General features: G+C 68.2%; 19 protein-coding genes and 1 riboswitch. Of the genes, 7 read left to right on the forward strand and 12 right to left on the reverse strand.

Annotated features, from left to right (window positions below; all coding sequences use genetic code 11):
• Positions 1 to 61: 61 nt before the first annotated feature.
• On the forward strand, positions 62 to 286 hold the full coding sequence (locus ACO227_RS11160; protein WP_423601917.1) for a hypothetical protein: 225 nt from the start codon (positions 62 to 64) through the stop codon (positions 284 to 286).
• Positions 287 to 307: 21 nt separating this feature from the next.
• Complete coding sequence (locus ACO227_RS11165) at positions 308 to 1,003, forward strand: DUF899 domain-containing protein (protein WP_423601918.1); 696 nt, start codon at positions 308 to 310, stop codon at positions 1,001 to 1,003.
• Between the two features lie 45 nt (positions 1,004 to 1,048).
• On the opposite strand, the gene ACO227_RS11170 is transcribed toward ACO227_RS11165, so the two are convergent.
• From ACO227_RS11170 to ACO227_RS11220, 11 genes are all read right to left on the reverse strand, one after another.
• On the reverse strand, positions 1,049 to 2,512 hold the full coding sequence (locus tag ACO227_RS11170) for a CehA/McbA family metallohydrolase (protein WP_423601919.1): 1,464 nt from the start codon (positions 2,510 to 2,512) through the stop codon (positions 1,049 to 1,051).
• A complete protein-coding gene (locus ACO227_RS11175; protein ID WP_423601920.1) occupies positions 2,512 to 5,031 on the reverse strand; it encodes a TonB-dependent receptor in 2,520 nt (839 codons plus the stop codon). The genes ACO227_RS11170 and ACO227_RS11175 overlap by 1 nt, the downstream gene beginning before the upstream one ends.
• A 159-nt stretch (positions 5,032 to 5,190) precedes the next feature.
• A complete protein-coding gene (locus tag ACO227_RS11180; RefSeq protein ID WP_423601921.1) occupies positions 5,191 to 5,328 on the reverse strand; it encodes a hypothetical protein in 138 nt (45 codons plus the stop codon).
• Between the two features lie 48 nt (positions 5,329 to 5,376).
• Positions 5,377 to 6,144, reverse strand: coding sequence for an acyl-CoA thioesterase (locus ACO227_RS11185; RefSeq protein WP_423601922.1), 768 nt, complete (start codon positions 6,142 to 6,144; stop codon positions 5,377 to 5,379).
• A gap of 44 nt (positions 6,145 to 6,188) precedes the next feature.
• Positions 6,189 to 8,489 carry a 5-methyltetrahydropteroyltriglutamate--homocysteine S-methyltransferase gene (gene metE, locus ACO227_RS11190; protein WP_423601923.1) on the reverse strand — a complete coding sequence of 767 codons (2,301 nt, stop codon included), beginning with the start codon at positions 8,487 to 8,489 and terminating at the stop codon, positions 6,189 to 6,191.
• Between the two features lie 113 nt (positions 8,490 to 8,602).
• Positions 8,603 to 8,806, reverse strand: a riboswitch (cobalamin riboswitch).
• Positions 8,807 to 8,861: 55 nt separating this feature from the next.
• Positions 8,862 to 9,290, reverse strand: a complete 429-nt coding sequence (locus ACO227_RS11195; protein ID WP_423601924.1) for a VOC family protein — start codon at positions 9,288 to 9,290, stop codon at positions 8,862 to 8,864.
• Positions 9,290 to 9,703 (reverse strand): VOC family protein, encoded by a 414-nt coding sequence (locus tag ACO227_RS11200; protein ID WP_423601925.1) that lies wholly within the window; start codon positions 9,701 to 9,703, stop codon positions 9,290 to 9,292. The genes ACO227_RS11195 and ACO227_RS11200 overlap by 1 nt, the downstream gene beginning before the upstream one ends.
• 18 nt (positions 9,704 to 9,721) lie before the next feature.
• Complete coding sequence (locus tag ACO227_RS11205; RefSeq protein ID WP_423601926.1) at positions 9,722 to 10,123, reverse strand: DoxX family protein; 402 nt, start codon at positions 10,121 to 10,123, stop codon at positions 9,722 to 9,724.
• Positions 10,120 to 10,605 (reverse strand): SRPBCC family protein, encoded by a 486-nt coding sequence (locus ACO227_RS11210; RefSeq protein WP_423601927.1) that lies wholly within the window; start codon positions 10,603 to 10,605, stop codon positions 10,120 to 10,122. The genes ACO227_RS11205 and ACO227_RS11210 overlap by 4 nt, the downstream gene beginning before the upstream one ends.
• Complete coding sequence (locus ACO227_RS11215; protein WP_423601928.1) at positions 10,602 to 10,940, reverse strand: ArsR/SmtB family transcription factor; 339 nt, start codon at positions 10,938 to 10,940, stop codon at positions 10,602 to 10,604. The genes ACO227_RS11210 and ACO227_RS11215 overlap by 4 nt, the downstream gene beginning before the upstream one ends.
• An 87-nt stretch (positions 10,941 to 11,027) precedes the next feature.
• The gene (locus ACO227_RS11220; protein ID WP_423601929.1) at positions 11,028 to 11,537 is read right to left on the reverse strand and encodes a DNA-deoxyinosine glycosylase; all 510 of its coding nucleotides are present in this window, start codon (positions 11,535 to 11,537) and stop codon (positions 11,028 to 11,030) included.
• Positions 11,538 to 11,559: 22 nt separating this feature from the next.
• Between ACO227_RS11220 and ACO227_RS11225 the strand changes: the two genes are divergently transcribed.
• Entirely contained in the window at positions 11,560 to 11,886 is a 327-nt protein-coding gene (locus tag ACO227_RS11225) for an Mpo1-like protein (RefSeq protein ID WP_423601930.1), read from the forward strand.
• A 4-nt stretch (positions 11,887 to 11,890) separates the two neighbouring features.
• Here the strand turns inward: ACO227_RS11225 and ACO227_RS11230 are convergent, their stop codons facing one another.
• On the reverse strand, positions 11,891 to 12,319 hold the full coding sequence (locus ACO227_RS11230) for a hypothetical protein (RefSeq protein WP_423601931.1): 429 nt from the start codon (positions 12,317 to 12,319) through the stop codon (positions 11,891 to 11,893).
• 135 nt (positions 12,320 to 12,454) lie between these two features.
• Between ACO227_RS11230 and ACO227_RS11235 the strand changes: the two genes are divergently transcribed.
• From ACO227_RS11235 to rsmH, 4 genes are all read left to right on the forward strand, one after another.
• The gene (locus ACO227_RS11235) at positions 12,455 to 13,447 is read left to right on the forward strand and encodes a cysteine synthase A (RefSeq protein ID WP_423601932.1); all 993 of its coding nucleotides are present in this window, start codon (positions 12,455 to 12,457) and stop codon (positions 13,445 to 13,447) included.
• 60 nt (positions 13,448 to 13,507) lie between these two features.
• Positions 13,508 to 13,807, forward strand: coding sequence for a hypothetical protein (locus ACO227_RS11240; RefSeq protein WP_423601933.1), 300 nt, complete (start codon positions 13,508 to 13,510; stop codon positions 13,805 to 13,807).
• A 367-nt stretch (positions 13,808 to 14,174) separates the two neighbouring features.
• Positions 14,175 to 14,645, forward strand: a complete 471-nt coding sequence (locus ACO227_RS11245; protein ID WP_423601934.1) for a division/cell wall cluster transcriptional repressor MraZ — start codon at positions 14,175 to 14,177, stop codon at positions 14,643 to 14,645.
• Positions 14,642 to 15,592, forward strand: coding sequence for a 16S rRNA (cytosine(1402)-N(4))-methyltransferase RsmH (gene rsmH / locus ACO227_RS11250; protein WP_423601935.1), 951 nt, complete (start codon positions 14,642 to 14,644; stop codon positions 15,590 to 15,592). The genes ACO227_RS11245 and rsmH overlap by 4 nt, the downstream gene beginning before the upstream one ends.
• Positions 15,593 to 15,596 lie beyond the last annotated feature (4 nt).

The raw sequence follows: 15,596 nt of genomic DNA on the forward strand, positions 1-15,596 counted from the left end.
ACTCTCACCCGCGCGCGGCCCGTCCCTAGGTTTCACGGACCAACGACGACGGAGCATGGCGATGTCCGCAACGGCAAACAAGGCGACCGGCAAACCGGCATGGCTCGCGCTCGCGGCGTCGCCGGTGTCCGCGCTGATGGCGCTGGTTTCGGCGGCGGATGCACCGCCGCTCGCCTTGTGCGCGGCGGGGGCAACGGTGCTGCCGGTCGACGGCATGACCGCGATGTACCTGCTGATGAGCCTGTTCCACCTGCCGCCCTGGCTCAAGCTCGCCGGACGCGGCTGACGATCAACGAGGAGAAGAAAGATGCAACATGAGATCGTATCGCGCGAGGAATGGATGGCCGCGCGCAAGGCACTGTTCGAGAAGGAACGCGCGATGACCCATGCGCTCGACGCGCTGCGCGCCGAACGTCGCGGGCTGCCCTGGGTGCGAGTCGAGAAGAATTACGTGTTCGACGGCCCGGACGGGCCGCTCACGCTGGGCGACCTGTTCGGCGAGCGCAGCCAGCTCGCGGTCTATCATTTCATGCTGGCGCCGGGATCGGCGCATCTCTGCCCCGGCTGCTCCTACACGATGGACCATACCGACGCGGCGCGGCAGCATTTCGAGCATGCCGACCTCGCCTTCGCCGCGGTGTCGCGCGCGCCGGTCGAGCAGATCGAGGCGGTCAAGGCGCGGATGGGCTGGACGTTTCCGTGGGTGTCGTCGGACGAGGGCGACTTCAACTACGACTTCTGCGTCTCGTTCAAGCAGGAGGACCGGGAGGCGGGCCGGGCGCTCTACAATTACGGGCTGACCACGATCCAGCGCAGCTCGGACATGTTCGGGGTGAGCGTGTTCGCGAAGAACGACGCGGGCGAGATTTTCCACAGCTACTCGACCTATCACCGCGGCACCGAGCTGCTGATGGGCGCGATGAACTGGCTCGACCTCACCCCCAAGGGCCGCAACGAGACCGGCGGCACCATGAGCTGGGTGCGGCTGCACGACGAATATTGAGGTGCCCTCGCAATTCCTCCCCCCGGAGGGGGAGGAATTGAAGTCTCAGCGCCGGGGCGCCGCCTTGCACTGGATGTAGACCGGGTTGCCGATCAGCAGCTTGCGGTCGTTGGGACCGAGGATGTTGATGGCGACCCAGCCGCAGGCGGAAGGGCGGTCGATCGGGAGTGTGGCGGGGGAAGCCCTGAGGGGCACGCGGCTGTGCTCCTTGCCGTTGGCGACGAGCTGGATCGTGCCCTGCGTGATGCCGGTGACGCGCGCCTCGACCTGAAGCTTGGCCGCCGGCGTGGTGACGGTCTCGCCCATCGCGGCGCGAGTGCGGCCCGAAACGACCATGACCTCGAGCATGCGGTCGCGCGTTCCCTCGACATCGATGAACACGTTGCCGGCGCGGATGCCGTCGAGGATTGCGGGCTGCGACAGCTCGCGGGCATGGACGACGGTGGCGGGGCGGCCGATCGGCGCCTTGCCCGGGCCGGCGGCGGGGTCGTGATTGTCGCTGCTGCCGATGCCGGTGATGCGGTAGCCGCGGTTGAGCTTGTCGTACCAGAAGTCGAGCCCCGCGAGCGGGGGCTGGGTGGTGAGGCTGTTGATCGCCTCGATCGCGGTGACCTGGCTCCAGTCGGTGCCGGGCCAGACCCAGCCGCAGCCCATGCACGCCTCGCCCGAGGGGAGCGCAGGGTGGTTGATCGAGAGGATCGCCCCCGCTGCGGCGACCTCGTTCTGGAGCGCGGCGATGTTCGGGACGGCCAGGCTGCCGACGCGGAAATCGACCCAGCGCGACTGGCCGAAGATGTTGGCATGGCCGCCGAAGGTGGTGATCTCGGCGCCGGGGATCAGCAGCAGGCGGTCATAATAGGGCTGGAGCTCGCGCAGGCCGGAAAAGTGCGAGCTCGTGTTGTGATCGGTGACCGCGATGAAATCGAGCCCGGCCTGCGAAGCGGTCTCGACGGTGCGGTAGAGCGGGCAGGGGACGCGCTTGCCCTGCTGGCTGGCGCAGCTCCCGTCGGAATGCGCGTCGTGCATGTGGAGGTCGCCGCGATACCAGCCGGGGCCGGTTTTCAGGGGTGCATCGGCGATCGCGGCGCTGGCGTTGCGGGTCGCGCCGCGGTCGAAGAAGATCTCGACGCGGTACGGGCTGCGGGCGTCCTTGCGGGCATTGGGCACGCCGAACTGGACGTGCCAGCGGCCGGCGGGAAGCGCGCCTGGGAGGTAGCCGGGGGTGGCGTCGCTCGCGCTCAGCGTGAAGCGGTCGCGCGTGCCGCCGCTCCAGCCGCGGAAGCGCTCGGGATCGAACACGCCGAGGTCGACGACGGTCTTGTTGGCCTTGTCGTAGGTCAGGCGGACGGTGATCCGTTCGACGCCCGCGGGGACGTCGAACGGGATCGCCTTGTAGGTCTGGTGGTCGGCGCCGGTGATCTCGCCGGTGACGGTGCGGTCCGCCTCCTGCGCGGTGGCGGAGCTGGCGACGCAGGCGAGCGCCGCTGCGAGCAGGAGACGGCCACGCATCAGAACTTGAAGTCCACCGCGAAGCGGAAGTTGCGGCCGAGGATCGGGCGGCCGATGAACAAGAGGTCGTTGGCCTGGCCGCTGGTCAGCTCGCCCGCGCGCGGATTGCCCTCGGTCAGGCCGATCGTGTTGGTGAGGTTGTCGCCATAGGCCCAGAGCTGGATGTTCCCGGTGACCTTGAAGCGGACGCTGGCGTTGACCACGGTATAGGCCGGCAGCTCCGAGATGTTCGCGGCGTCGGCATAGCGCTTCGAATAATGCTCGACATCGGCCTGCGCGCGCAGGCGGTCGCCGAACAGCGTGACCGCGGGGGTGGCGCGCAGCGCGAGGCGCGGCACGCGCAGCAACTGGTTGCCCGAATAGTCGCGCGGGATCAGCGTCGGAGTCGGCGGGGTGGTGGTATTGTCCTGTCCGAGCTCATTGTAGCGCAGGTTGCGGAAGGTCGGGTCCTGCCACGTCGCGTTGAGCGTGAAGTCGAACCATGGCGCCGGGCGCACCGTGCCCTCGAACTCGACGCCGTAGGAGCGGGTGTCGGTGTAAACGGTCTGGCTGACATAGCCGTTGGTGCCCGGATCGAAGCGGGTGTTGCCGATGCCGTAGGAGTCGAAGTCGGTGAGAAAGGCGGTCGCGTAGAGGCTGAGGAAGCGCGAGCTGTATTTGAGGCCCGCTTCCCACATGTCGATGCCCTGAGTCACCGGCCGCGCGGTGGCGCTGGTGATGAAGCTGCCCACGCTGGGCAGGCGGAACGTCGAGGTGTAGCGCGCGAACACGCCCGCGCGCTCGGCGAACTGCCAGTCGGCGCCGAGCGTCCAGCCGAGCCGGTCGAACTTGCGGCTGAACGGGGTGAACACGCCGTTGCCGGTGAGCACGCTGTCGTCGGCGAGCGTCGCGGCATTGCCGAGATTGACGGTGCGGCTGCCCTCCTGCGCGCCGCGCGTGGTCACTTCCTCATAGCGCAGGCCGCCGTCGATGCGCAGCTGCGGGGTGATCTGCCACTCGTCCGAGGCATAGATCGCGAAGGTGTTCTGCGAGCCGTAGCCGTTGGCGAATTCGGAGCCGTAGCGCGCGACGCCGTTCTCGGTCAGCGCGCCGACCACCTGGCCGGCGGCGTTGAGCGCGACGAGGTTGAGCAGGCGCGAATTGCCCGATACGTCCTGCACGGTCGAGGCCGAGTAGCGTTTGAAGGTCTCGTCGATGTACGCATAGTAGACGCCGACCGCGACGTCGTGCGTGCCGCCCGCCTCGAACTGGTGGGCGAGGCGGACGTCGTTGAGCAGTTCGCTCTCCTCGATCGTCACCGGGCGCGCGGCGTTGATGAAGACATCGCCATTGCCGTTCTGGCCGGTGACGTCGAACGCGCTGCCGTCGTCGACATAGCGCAGCTGAACGCTGGTCGCGCCGGGGAAGGCGGCGAGGACTTGCGGGCGATAGGTGTTGAGCAGCGCGGTGGCGGTGCTCACCGAGGCGGGATAGACGCCGTTGCGCACCGTGTCGGACTCGCGGTAGCGCAGCTTGTGGCTGAGCTTCCAGCCGTCGCCGAACTCCCAGTCGGTGATCCAGCTGAACTGGTCGAGGCGGATGCGCGAGCCTTCCTCCTGGCGGAAGTCGACCGGTCCGGTCGCGCTCTTGAGCGTCAGGCGGCGGGTCTGGCGGCTGGCGGTGGTGTCGTAATGCGGGTCGAAGCCGGGCAGGCCGACAATGTCGCCTTCGCTGTCCTTGGTCAGCGGGATGCCGGTGTAGAAGATCGCATTGTCGGCGAGGTGCTTGTAGCTCAGCATGGTGCGGCCGCCGGCGAACTCGCCATGCACCGCGGCGCGGATCTGACCGCCCTTGTTGCCGGTATAGCCGGGGTCGCGCACGCCGCGCTCGTGGCGGTAGAAGCCGCCGACATCGACCGACCAGCCCTCGGCCACCGGCACGCCGACCCAGCCGTCGAAGCGGTAGAGATCGGCGGTCGGGCCGTAGAGCAGGCGCGCGTTGCCGGTCACTTCGTTGGTCGCGCGGCGCGTGATGTAGTTGACCACGCCGCCCGGCGCGTTGGAGTAGAAGATCGACGACGGGCCGCCGCGGACGACCTCGATCCGGTTGATCGTCTCGTCGATGCGAAAGGCCTGGTCGGCATTGAGATAGCCGAGCGCGGGATCGTGCTGCACCGGCAAGCCGTCCTCGAGCAGGTTGATCGAGCCGAAGCCGTCGACTGGGATGCCGCGCGCGCGCACGTTGCCCGAGCCTTCGCCGCCCGACGCCTCGACCCAGAAGCCGGGGACCGACTTCAGCGTTTCGGTCACGCTCGACGGCGCGCGCGAGCGCAGCATCTCGTCCGTGAGCGTGGTGATCGCGTAGCTGGTCTCGAGCTTGGTGCGCTCGCCGGCGCCGGCGCGACCGGTCACGATGATCTCGTCGTCCTGGGTATCGGCCTCGGGCGCGCTCGTCGCCTGGTCCTGCGCGAGGGCGGGCAGGCTGACGGAAAGCAGAAGCGCGGAAACGCTGGCGCGAACGAGCGCCTTGCGAATGGTCATGGTCGTCCCCTTTGAGATGGATTTCATGGGCAGCGGTGCTGCACGCGCCGCCCCTAGGGGGAACCGGTTTCACAATGGCGGCGGGGCCATGACCGGATGATTACGATTGCATGACCGGTTTGCGACGCGGAGCGTGGCGCGCCGCTTCGGCGGTCTCGATCAGTCGGGGATGCGCGAGCTGATCCGGGGGCGGAACCTGCCCGGCAGCGCGCGGTCGGCGGCGGTCCGCACGGTCGCGGATGCGGTGAACGCCACGGAGAGCACGACGGACGGCGTGACGATCCAAAATCGTTGCATGATTGTCTCCCCCACGCCCATGCTAGCCGATCGCCGCGCTGCCGCAAGTCAGCGGGCGTTGCGGATCGCCGCGGCCTTTCCGTCCGGCCCCACGGCCACCATCGTGAACGCCGCGGTCGCCGCATGCCGGCGCTCGCCGGAGAGCAGGTCCTCGGCCCACAGCTCGACCCCGACCGCAATCGAACTGCGCCCGGTCATGCGGATGCGCGAGACCAGCTCGACCATCTCCCCGGCGCGGATCGGACAGGTGAAGTCGATGCGGTCGGACGCCGCCATCACCATCACCGCCCGGGCGTGGCGAGTGGCGGCGATGAAGGCGGCCTTGCCCATCATCTTGAGCGCGTCGCCGCCATAGAGGGTGCCGTAATGATTGGTCTGGGGCGGGAAGACCATCTCGGCCATGCGCAGCACCCCCCGCTCGGCGGGCGGCGGCGGGGCGAACGGGGGCAGGGGCAGACGGGTGTCCGGGCCCTTGACCGCGGCGAGGGTGAAGACACCGCGCGTGCACAGCCGCCGCTCGCCGCTGACCGGCGCCTCGGCGACCAGGGTCACCTCGACGTCGAGCGCGCTGGTGCCGATGCGGACGATGCGGCCCGATGCCTCGACCATCTCGCCCGCGCGTGCCGGGGCGGCGAAGTCGATGCGCTGGGAGGCGGCCGTGACGAAGGGCGCGCGGCCGTGCCGGCTGGCGGCGAGGAACGCGACCTTGTCCATATGCGAGAGCGCCACGCCGCCGAACAGCGTGCCGTGGTGATTGGTGTCGCCCGGGAAGATCATGTCGATGAGGCGGACGATGGGTTCGGTGGTGTGGGGCATGTGTGGTTCCACTGATCCTCCCCCTGGCGGGGGAGGATTATCGGCTACGCCTCCACCGCAACTTCGGCGCGCAGCGTGCGGGCGGCGGCGACCATCGCGTCGATCGCGGGGCGTACCTCCTCCCATTTGCGGGTCTTGAGGCCGCAATCGGGGTTCACCCACAGCTGCGACGGGCTGAGGTGAAGCTGTGCGAGCCGCAGCAGCGCGACCATCTCTTCCTCGCCGGGCACGCGCGGGGCATGGATATCGTAGACGCCCGGCCCGATCGCGCTGGGATAGGCGTAGGCCGCGAAGCCCTCGAGCAACTCCATCTGCGAGCGCGCGGTCTCGATCGAGATCACGTCGGTGTCCATCGCGCCGATCGAGGGCAGGATGTCGTTGAACTCCGAATAGCACATATGCGTGTGGATCTGGGTCGCGTCGGCGACGCCGGCGGCGGAGAGGCGGAAGCAGTCGACCGCCCAGTCGAGATAGGCCTGCCAGTCCTTGCGGCGCAGCGGCAGGCCTTCACGCAGGGCGGCCTCGTCGACCTGGATCGCCTGGCAGCCGGCGGCCTCGAGGTCCTGCACCTCGTCGCGGATCGCGAGCGCGATCTGGCGGCACGAGGCTTCGCGCGGCTGGTCGTCGCGCACGAAGCTCCAGTTGAGGATCGTGACCGGGCCGGTGAGCATGCCCTTGACCGGCTTGTCGGTGACCGACTGGGCGTAGCGCCACCATTCGACCGTCATGGGCGCGGGCCGCGAGACGTCGCCGAACAGGACCGGCGGACGCACGCAGCGCGAGCCGTAGGACTGGACCCAGCCGCTCACCGTGAAGGCGAAGCCGGCGAGCTGCTCGCCGAAATACTGGACCATGTCGTTGCGCTCGAACTCGCCATGGACGAGCATGTCGAGCCCGGCTTCCTCCTGCCAGCGGATCGCGCGGAGGGTTTCGGCGCGCAGGAACGCCTCGTACGCCGCGGCGTCGAGGTTGCCGCGGTTGTACTCGGCGCGGGCATGACGGACCTCGGCGGTCTGCGGGAAGGAACCGATCGTGGTGGTGGGAAAGAGCGGGAGGTTCAGCACCTGCGCCTGCGCGGCGATGCGCGTGGGGTGATCCGAGCGGCGCTCGCGCATGTCCGGCGTGACCGCCGCGATGCGCGCGGCGACGGCGGCATCGTGGATGCGCGGCGAGGTGCGGCGGTTGGCCGCGGCCTGCGACGAGGCTTCCAGCTCGGCGGCGACGGCAGTGCGGCCTTTGTTGAGCGCGCGCTTGAGGATGGCGAGCTCCTCGACTTTCTGGACGGCGAAGGCGAGCCATTGCTTCACTTCCGCGTCCAGCTTGGTTTCCAGCCCCAGATCGACGGGCACGTGGAGCAGCGAGCAGGAGGGGGCGAGGATCAGGTCGCGCTCCGCCCCGAGCGGCTCGATCCGGTCGAGCAAAGCGGTGAGATCGGCGCGCCAGATGTTGCGGCCGTCGATCACGCCGAGCGAGAGCGCGAGCGTCTTCGGCGCGGCCTTGAGCACCGGGGCGAGCTGCTCGGGCGCACGCACGAGATCGATGTGCAGCCCAGCGACCGGAAGGGCGGTGGCGAGAGTGAGGTTGTCGCCGAGCCCGCCGAAATAGGTGGTCAGCATGATCTGCGGCGTCGAGCGCGCGAGCCGGGCATAGGCTCGGGTGAAGGCGCGGCGCTGCTGCTCGGTGAGGTCAGTGACGAGGATCGGCTCGTCGATCTGCACCCACTCGGCGCCGGCATGGGCGAGGTGGTTCAGGATCACGCCGTAGAGGCCGAGCACCTCGTCGAGATAGTCGAAGGGGTCGACGCCGCTCGCCTTGACCAGGCTGAGCCAAGTGATCGGGCCGAGCAGGACCGGGCGAGTCTCATAGCCTTGCGCCCTGGCCTCGCGATATTCCTCGACGACCTTGAGGCGGCCGAGCGCGAGCTTCTGTCCGGCGGCAAGCTCGGGGACGATGTAATGATAGTTGGTGTCGAACCACTTGGTCATCTCGCACGCGGTGAGGCTGTGCGAATGAGCGCAGCCGCCGTCCTCGCCGGTGGTGCCCCGCGCCATCGCGAAATAGGTGGCGAGCGTCGCCTCGCCATCCGCCGCGCCGTAGCGGGCGGGGATCGCGCCGAGCATCACGCTGAGATCAAGGACATGGTCGTAGAGCGAGAAATCGTTCGACGGCAGCCAGTCGGCGCCGAGCGCGGTCTGGCGCGCCCAGGCGGCGGTGCGCAGGCCCGCCGCGGCTTCGAGCAGGTCGGCCTCGCCGGCCTTGCCCGACCAGAAGGATTCGAGCGCGTGCTTGAGTTCGCGGCGCGGGCCGATGCGCGGGAAGCCGAGCGTGGCGATGGTGACGGTCATTGGTCTTCTACCCCGAAGAGGACGGGGAGAAGCCGGACGCGTGCGGGTCTGCGCCGCCGGTGGGGATCCGGTCGCGCATCGTGCATGCGGCCGAACCGGGCACCCCGCCGGTGGACGTTATCGCGTCGCGGGCAGGTCTTCTGGCTCACGGGTCAGCACGGACGGTCTGGCCTTCCCGGGAAGCGAGCCTCCCAGTGACGCGTATCGACCGCCGCTCGCCGCTTACAGTTGCGGGGGCAGCGCCGGATTTGCACCGGCTTCCCATCTTAGCTCCGGCGCGGACGAACCGCCGAAGCACCTTCGACCCCGCCAGCATCGCGTCGGCGAGGCCGAGTGTCAAGTGCGATATAAAGATTTCTTTATATCTTTAAGTCAAGGCATGGGCGGGCCCTTGAGCTCGATCACATTGCCCTCGGGGTCGCGGACATAGAAGGACGGGCCTTCGCCTTCGGCGCCGTAGCGCGGGCCCTCCTCGACGATCTCGACTCCGTGCGCGGCAAGGTGCGCGCGCAGGGCGGCATCGTCGAAGCGATCGACGGCGAGGGCGAAGTGATCGAGGTTGCGGCCCTCGGCGCCCGGTGCCGCGCCGCCCCGCGCGCCGAGCTTGCCGTCGATCGTCACGAGGTCGATCAGCGAAGCGCCGGCGCGCAGCTGGTAGAGCCCGATCTCAGCCTGCTCGCGCTCGTCGGTGCAGCCGATCACGTCATGGTAGAAGGCGAGCATGCGCGGCAGGTCGACGACGCGCAGGACGATGTGGTCGATCCCGCGCATCGTGAAGGGCGGAGCAGACGGTGCGGCCATCAGCCTTCGCCCATGCCCTCGGGGTTCATCCACATCGGCTCGAACACGTTGCCGTCGGGATCGGCGAAGCTGCGGCCGTACATGAAGCCCAGGTCCTGCGGCGCGCGGACGTCGGCCCGGCCACCATTGGCACCGGCCTTCTCGACGATCGCGTCGACCGCCTCGCGGCTGTCCTGCGACAGGGCGATCAGCATCGCGCTGACTTCATGCGCGTCGGCGATCGGCAGGCGCGTGAAGGTCGAATAATAGTCGCGCACCAGCAGCATCACGACGATGTTCTCCGACCACATCATCGACGAGGCGTTGCCGTCGCTGAACATGTCGTTCTTGGTGAAGCCGAGTGCTTCGTAGAAGGCGGTCGACTTGGCGAGGTCGCGGACAGGCAGGTTGATGAAGATCGATTTGGTGGACATGGCTCTCTCCTTGGGGGGTCAGGGGTTGGTCTTGCGGGCGAAAGGGAAGAGCGCGCGCAGCTGCGGATCGCGCAGCCACAGCCCGCCCCACATGAACAGGCCGAGATAGACGCTGAAGAGGATGTGGCTGAACAGCGGGCTGCCGGCGCGGATCTGAGTCGCCATCGCACCGCCGAGCAGCGCCATCATCAGCACCGCGCCGAGGATGCGGGTCTGCGGGATCAGGTAGAGGACGAGGAAGGTCAGCTCGAGCACGCCGATCATGAAGGCATAGCCGGCGGGCCAGCCGAGCTGCGCCATGGTCTGCTCGGCTACGGGCATCATCAGCAGCTTGGGCGTCACCGAGGCGCCGAGCATGAACAGCGCAAACAGGCCGGTCAGGACGCGGCCGGTCCACAGCATCGCGGGGGTGGTGGTCATGATTTCCTCTCCTGTCGTGCGAGCCATGCGTCGAAGCGCTCGAAGGTGCTCGTCCACCCATGACGGTGGCCGGCGAGGCTTTCCGCCGATTTGAGCCCCTCATGCATGAAGTCGAGATGGGTGCGATTGTCGGGCAGCTCGGCGAACAGCGCGGTGACCAGCGTATCGACGGGCACGCCGTCCTCATGGTCGTCGCTGTTCCATTTGAAGGTATAGACCAGCCGCTCGGGTGCCACGACCTCGCGATAGGTGCCGCCCTGCCACAGCACGCGGCCATCCTCGGGCGAGCGCAGGCAGGCGCGCCAGGTGCCGCCCACGCGCAGGTCCTGCTCGACCTTGACCGCGGGCCATTCGACCGGGCCGAGCCAGGCAACGGTCATCTCCGGCCGGGTCCAGGCGAGCCAGACGAGGTCGCGCGGTGCATCGAACACACGCATCAGGCGGAGCACCGGCGGTGGCGCGGCGGGCTCAGTGGCGCTCATCGCCGCCCCCCCGCGGTCTGGATATATTTGAGGTAGGCATCGAGCCGGTCGAAGCTCGACTCCCAGAAGTGGCGATACTGATCGAGCCAGTCGGCGACGCTCTTCATCGCCATCGGCTCGAACTTCGCCGGGCGCCATTGCGCGGTGCGGCTGCGGCTGATGAGGCCGGCATTCTCCAGCACCTTGATGTGCCGCGACACCGCCGGAAGGCTCATGTCGAACGGCTCGGCGAGCTCGTTCACCGACGCCTCGCCCTGCGCCAGCCGCGCCAGGATCGCCCGGCGCGTGGGGTCGGCGAGGGCGGCGAACTGAGTGCTCAAGGGATCGCTGTGCATCGACTCGGGTTCTGTATTTAACGAGTCTGTTAAATAAGGCAGGTGCCGATGTCAACGAATGCGCAATCGCGCGGTTTTCCGAGCTTCTTAGGCGGCGAGATGGTCGCGGAGCGCAAGCCAGGCGGGAAGCTTGGTGTCGAAGCCAATGGTGTGGAGCGGGCTGGAGGAAGGGAGAGCGACGATGGCGTGCCGGTCGGCCATGGGGCCGAGCTGGCGCAGGCCGTGCTTGAGCGCGGTACCGCCGTTGAACGCGATCGCGCGCAGCTCGGGCAGCGTTGCGGCGAGCGCGGCGATGTCATTCGGCCTGATCGAGGCGAGCGCTGCGTCGGTGCTGCCGGGCCGCCGTGCGGTGGCGACGACATCCCACAGGCCGATATGCGCGGCGAGCAAGGCGGCGAGGCGATCGGGATAGGGGAGGGCGACGAGGTCGCGCTCGATCACAGCGGAGACCAGCCGCCAGAACTGGTTTTGCGGATGCGCATAATATTGCCGCGCGGCGAGCGAGCGGTCGCCCGGCAGGCTGCCGCAGATCAGGACGCGGGCGGCAGGATCGACGACGGGCGGGAAGCTGGCCTTGAGTGGAGTTGATTGCGTCACGCGCTCGTCCTAGCATCCCACTATGGCGCGCGCGATCACCCGCTATGCCGAGTTCTGGCTCTATTATCTTCGCGAGCATGCGAAGGCGGAGACGCGGGCGCTGCATTATGCCGGGACCGCACTGACCTTCGCCGCGCTGGCGGCGGGGATCTGGCTCAGCACGTGGTGGCTGCTCGCCATCCCGCTGGCCGGCTACGGTTTCGCCTGGGCGGCGCATTTCGGGGTCGAGAAGAACCGCCCGGCGACCTTCACCTACCCGCTGTGGTCGCTGGCCAGCGACTATCGCATGTTCTTCCTGTGGCTGAGCGGGCGGCTCGGGCCGCATCTGCAGCGCGCGGGCGTCGCCTAGGGTTTCAGCGCCCGGCCTGCTTCAGGGACCGGCGCACTTCCTTCATTGCGCGCTCCGTCGCTTCCTGCGCGACCTCCGCCGTCGCGCGCGCGACCTCGGCGCTCTTCATCGCGCGCTCGGCGTGACGCTGCGCCCGCGCCGAGATGCGCTGGGTCATCGCGCGGAGCTCTCCGTCCACGGCGACGCGCTTGCCGTTGGCGCAATGCAGCGTGTCGTCGTTGATCTGGATGTTCGAATCTCTGGTCTCGCCAAGGCTCTGGCCGCATTTCCTGGCGATCAGCGCGTGATCGGCGTCGGTCACGATCGGCCCCTGCGCGGCCATCTCGCGGTGGATCGCCGCGGACAGCCTCTCGCCGGCTCGCTCGCGCGCACTGGCCGGCGCGGCAGCGAGCGCCGCAATCGCGATGATCATCGTGCATGGAATGCGCGTCATCCGTCTTCTCCCGAACCTAATGACTACAGTTGTAGTCAATGCATCTTACCGGGTCAAGCGAGTGGGCCGGGATATTGCCACGCGCCAAGCATCGCTTGCTTGCCCGCTCCCGCGCGGCGTGCAAATGGTCGGGCCATGCAGGTAGCAAGTGATACCATCGCGCTGATCGGCAACACGCCACTGGTGCGGCTCAAGGGGCCGAGCGAAACCGCCGGCTGCGACATCTTCGGCAAGTGCGAGTTCGCCAATCCCGGGGCGAGCGTGAAGGATCGCGCCGCGCTGTTCATCGTGCGCGACGCCGAGGAGCGCGGGCTGATCGAGCCGGGCGGCACGATCGTCGAGGGCACCGCCGGCAATACCGGCATCGGCCTGGCGCTGGTCGGCAATGCCAAGGGCTACAAGACGATCATCGTGATGCCCGAGACGCAGAGCCGCGAGAAGATGGACACGCTGCGCGCGCTCGGCGCCGAGCTGGTGCTGGTTCCCGCCGCGCCCTATTCGAACCCCGGCCATTTCGTCCACACCAGCCGCCGCATCGCCGAGGAGACGCCCAACGCGATCTGGGCCAACCAGTTCGACAACATCGCCAACCGCAAGGCGCATATCGTCGGCACCGCCGAGGAGATCTGGACGCAGATGGAGGGCCGCATCGACGGCTTCACCTGCGCGGTCGGCACCGGCGGCACGCTGGCGGGTGTCGGGCTCGGCCTCAAGGAGAAGGACGAGCAGGTCACGATCGCGCTCAGCGACCCGCACGGTGCGGCGCTCTACGACTATTACGCGCATGGCGAGCTCAAGGCCGAGGGCAATTCGGTCGCCGAAGGGATCGGGCAGGGGCGGATCACCGCCAATCTCGAGGGCGCACCGATCGATACCCAGTACCGCATCTCCGACGAGGAAGGGCTCGAATGGGTCGAGCGGCTGCTCGCCGAGGAAGGGCTGTGCCTCGGCCTGTCGTCGGGGATCAACGTCGCCGGCGCGATCCGGTTGGGACGCGAGCTCGGGCCGGGCAAGCGCATCGCGACGATCCTGTGCGACACGGGATTCCGTTATCTCTCAACGCTCTACAATCGCGAATGGCTGCGCTCCAAGGGGCTTCCGGTGCCGCCATGGCTCGACCAGAATTGATGCAAGTTTAAAATCAGGGGTCGCAATTGGCCGGCGAGGCGTTACATTTATGCCACAGCCATGAAGTCGCTCCCGACCGATCCCAAGCAAAGCATGCAGCGCGTCCGCGTCGGCCTTACCGGGCTGGCCAGCGTGATGTTGCTGATCGGCCTGGCCTATGCGGTGTTCTCCTCGGCCAACAAGGAGCGTCCGGTGCGCGCCGACGGCGCGTCGAAGCCCGAGGTGGTCGCCAACATGACCGACGATCTGCTCGGCAACGGCATGGCGCCAAAGGACGAGCCGATCGCCGAGCTCGGTATCGCGCCGCGCACCGCGGAATCACCCCAACCTGCGATCACCCCCTATCCGATCCCCGAATAGGGATCGCCCCGCGCCGGCCGCGGCGAGCTACGGGAAATCGCCCCACGACCCGTCACCGCTCTCAGCGCGGCAAGGTTCCGCGTCCCGATCTGCGCTGGAACATAAGATGTCCAATTGACGAATATTGGCAAAACACGTCCCAGTTCAGGCAGAAAGTGGGGCTAAATACCGTAGATTCCCGCGTTCAGGCATTGAAAACCAGCGGCTGTTACGATACGCCGCTGGTTAACAGGGCAACCTTATCGTCAGCCGGAATCGGGTCCGGGGCGCGCGGCGACGTGCGCTTTCGGGGACGGGAGGGATTTGCCCGCCGCAAGCGAGGGCGGGAGTGGTGCGAAGCGGGTATCGGGGTGTGGGATTGCAGTTGGTGGACGACAAGGGTCGTGTCGCCATCCCCGCCGCCCTGCGCGCCACGCTCGAGAAGAACAGCGGCGCCCCCGCCGACACCAAGGACTCCCGCGTTGCCATCCTCTCCAGCCACGAGAGCGACCGCTGCCTGATCGCCTATGACGAGCCCTACTTCGATGCCCTGATGGAGCGGCTCAACGCCCGCTCGCTGGAATATGCCGGCGATCGCGGGCGTGCGGATTCGAACATCTGGCGCGAAGGCGTCGGCCCCAGCGAGAACATCGCCTTCGATCCCTCGGGCCGGTTCGTCATGCCAGGTATGCTCTGCCAGCATGCCGGCATCCGCAAGTCGGGCTATGCCTTCTTCTATGGCGTCGGCCCGGTGATCGAGATCTGGGACCCCGCCACGCTGCTCGCGCATCCGTCGCTGCCCGAGAGCATGAAAGCGGCGTGCCGCTACCATCTCGACGAGAAGAAGGTGACGCTGTGAGCGCCGCGCTGCCCGGTGTGCGCCCGCACGTCTCCGTACTTCTCGACGAAACCGTCGAGGCGCTCGCGATCCAGCCCGGCGAGCGCATCGTCGACGCGACGTTCGGCGCAGGGGGTTACAGCTTGGCGTTCCTCGAGCGGGGAGCCGAGGTGGCCGCCTTTGATCGCGATCCGGACGCGATCAAGGGCGGCCAAGCCCTTCTCACCGAGAGCGAAGGCAAGCTGATCCTGATCGAGGCGTCCTTCTCGAACATGGACCGCGAGCTCGAGGCGCGCGGCCTGACTCCGGTGGACGGCGTGGCGATGGATATCGGTGTGTCGTCGATGCAGCTCGACCAGGCCGAGCGCGGGTTCAGCTTCCAACAGGACGGGCCGCTGTCGATGCGCATGGCGGGCGAGGGGATGACCGCGGCCGACTTCGTCAACGAGGCGGACGAGGCCGAGATCGCCGACGTGCTCTATCATTATGGCGAGGAGCCGCGCGCGCGGCGCGTGGCCAAGGCGATCGTCGCGGCACGGCCGCTGACGCGCACCGGCGAGCTGGCGAACGTCGTGCGCAAGGCGCTGGGCCACAAGCCGCACGACAAGAAGGACCCGGCGACGCGGACCTTCCAGGCGATCCGCATCCATGTGAACCGCGAGCTCGACGAGCTGGCCGAGGGGCTGGCGGCGGCGGAACGCGTGCTCAAGCCCGGCGGGCGGCTGGCGGTGGTGACCTTCCACAGCCTGGAAGACCGCATGGTCAAGAAATTCCTGCGCGAGCGCTCCGGCAGCGAGCCGGCCGGATCGCGGCATCGCCCGGCGGTGGCGGCGGCGCGTGAACCGAGCTTCGAGCCGCCGGCCAAGGCGGTGCGGCCGAGCGAGGACGAGATTGCGGCGAATCCGCGTGCCCGCTCGGCGACGCTGCGCGTCGCGACGCGCAGCGCGGCGCCGGCGTGGGTGAGCTGAGGAG

This window comes from Sphingomonas sp. MS122, assembly GCF_049532975.1.
GTDB lineage: Bacteria > Pseudomonadota > Alphaproteobacteria > Sphingomonadales > Sphingomonadaceae > Sphingomonas.

Coding starts and splice junctions, on each gene's coding strand:
- ACO227_RS11160 (WP_423601917.1), top strand. CDS start 62: ATGTCCGCAACGGCAAACAAGGCGACCGGCAAACCGGCATGGCTCGCG.
- ACO227_RS11165 (WP_423601918.1), top strand. CDS start 308: ATGCAACATGAGATCGTATCGCGCGAGGAATGGATGGCCGCGCGCAAG.
- ACO227_RS11170 (WP_423601919.1), bottom strand. CDS start 2,512: ATGCGTGGCCGTCTCCTGCTCGCAGCGGCGCTCGCCTGCGTCGCCAGC.
- ACO227_RS11175 (WP_423601920.1), bottom strand. CDS start 5,031: ATGACCATTCGCAAGGCGCTCGTTCGCGCCAGCGTTTCCGCGCTTCTG.
- ACO227_RS11180 (WP_423601921.1), bottom strand. CDS start 5,328: ATGCAACGATTTTGGATCGTCACGCCGTCCGTCGTGCTCTCCGTGGCG.
- ACO227_RS11185 (WP_423601922.1), bottom strand. CDS start 6,144: ATGCCCCACACCACCGAACCCATCGTCCGCCTCATCGACATGATCTTC.
- metE (WP_423601923.1), bottom strand. CDS start 8,489: ATGACCGTCACCATCGCCACGCTCGGCTTCCCGCGCATCGGCCCGCGC.
- ACO227_RS11195 (WP_423601924.1), bottom strand. CDS start 9,290: ATGGCCGCACCGTCTGCTCCGCCCTTCACGATGCGCGGGATCGACCAC.
- ACO227_RS11200 (WP_423601925.1), bottom strand. CDS start 9,703: ATGTCCACCAAATCGATCTTCATCAACCTGCCTGTCCGCGACCTCGCC.
- ACO227_RS11205 (WP_423601926.1), bottom strand. CDS start 10,123: ATGACCACCACCCCCGCGATGCTGTGGACCGGCCGCGTCCTGACCGGC.
- ACO227_RS11210 (WP_423601927.1), bottom strand. CDS start 10,605: ATGAGCGCCACTGAGCCCGCCGCGCCACCGCCGGTGCTCCGCCTGATG.
- ACO227_RS11215 (WP_423601928.1), bottom strand. CDS start 10,940: ATGCACAGCGATCCCTTGAGCACTCAGTTCGCCGCCCTCGCCGACCCC.
- ACO227_RS11225 (WP_423601930.1), top strand. CDS start 11,560: ATGGCGCGCGCGATCACCCGCTATGCCGAGTTCTGGCTCTATTATCTT.
- ACO227_RS11230 (WP_423601931.1), bottom strand. CDS start 12,319: ATGACGCGCATTCCATGCACGATGATCATCGCGATTGCGGCGCTCGCT.
- ACO227_RS11235 (WP_423601932.1), top strand. CDS start 12,455: ATGCAGGTAGCAAGTGATACCATCGCGCTGATCGGCAACACGCCACTG.
- ACO227_RS11240 (WP_423601933.1), top strand. CDS start 13,508: ATGAAGTCGCTCCCGACCGATCCCAAGCAAAGCATGCAGCGCGTCCGC.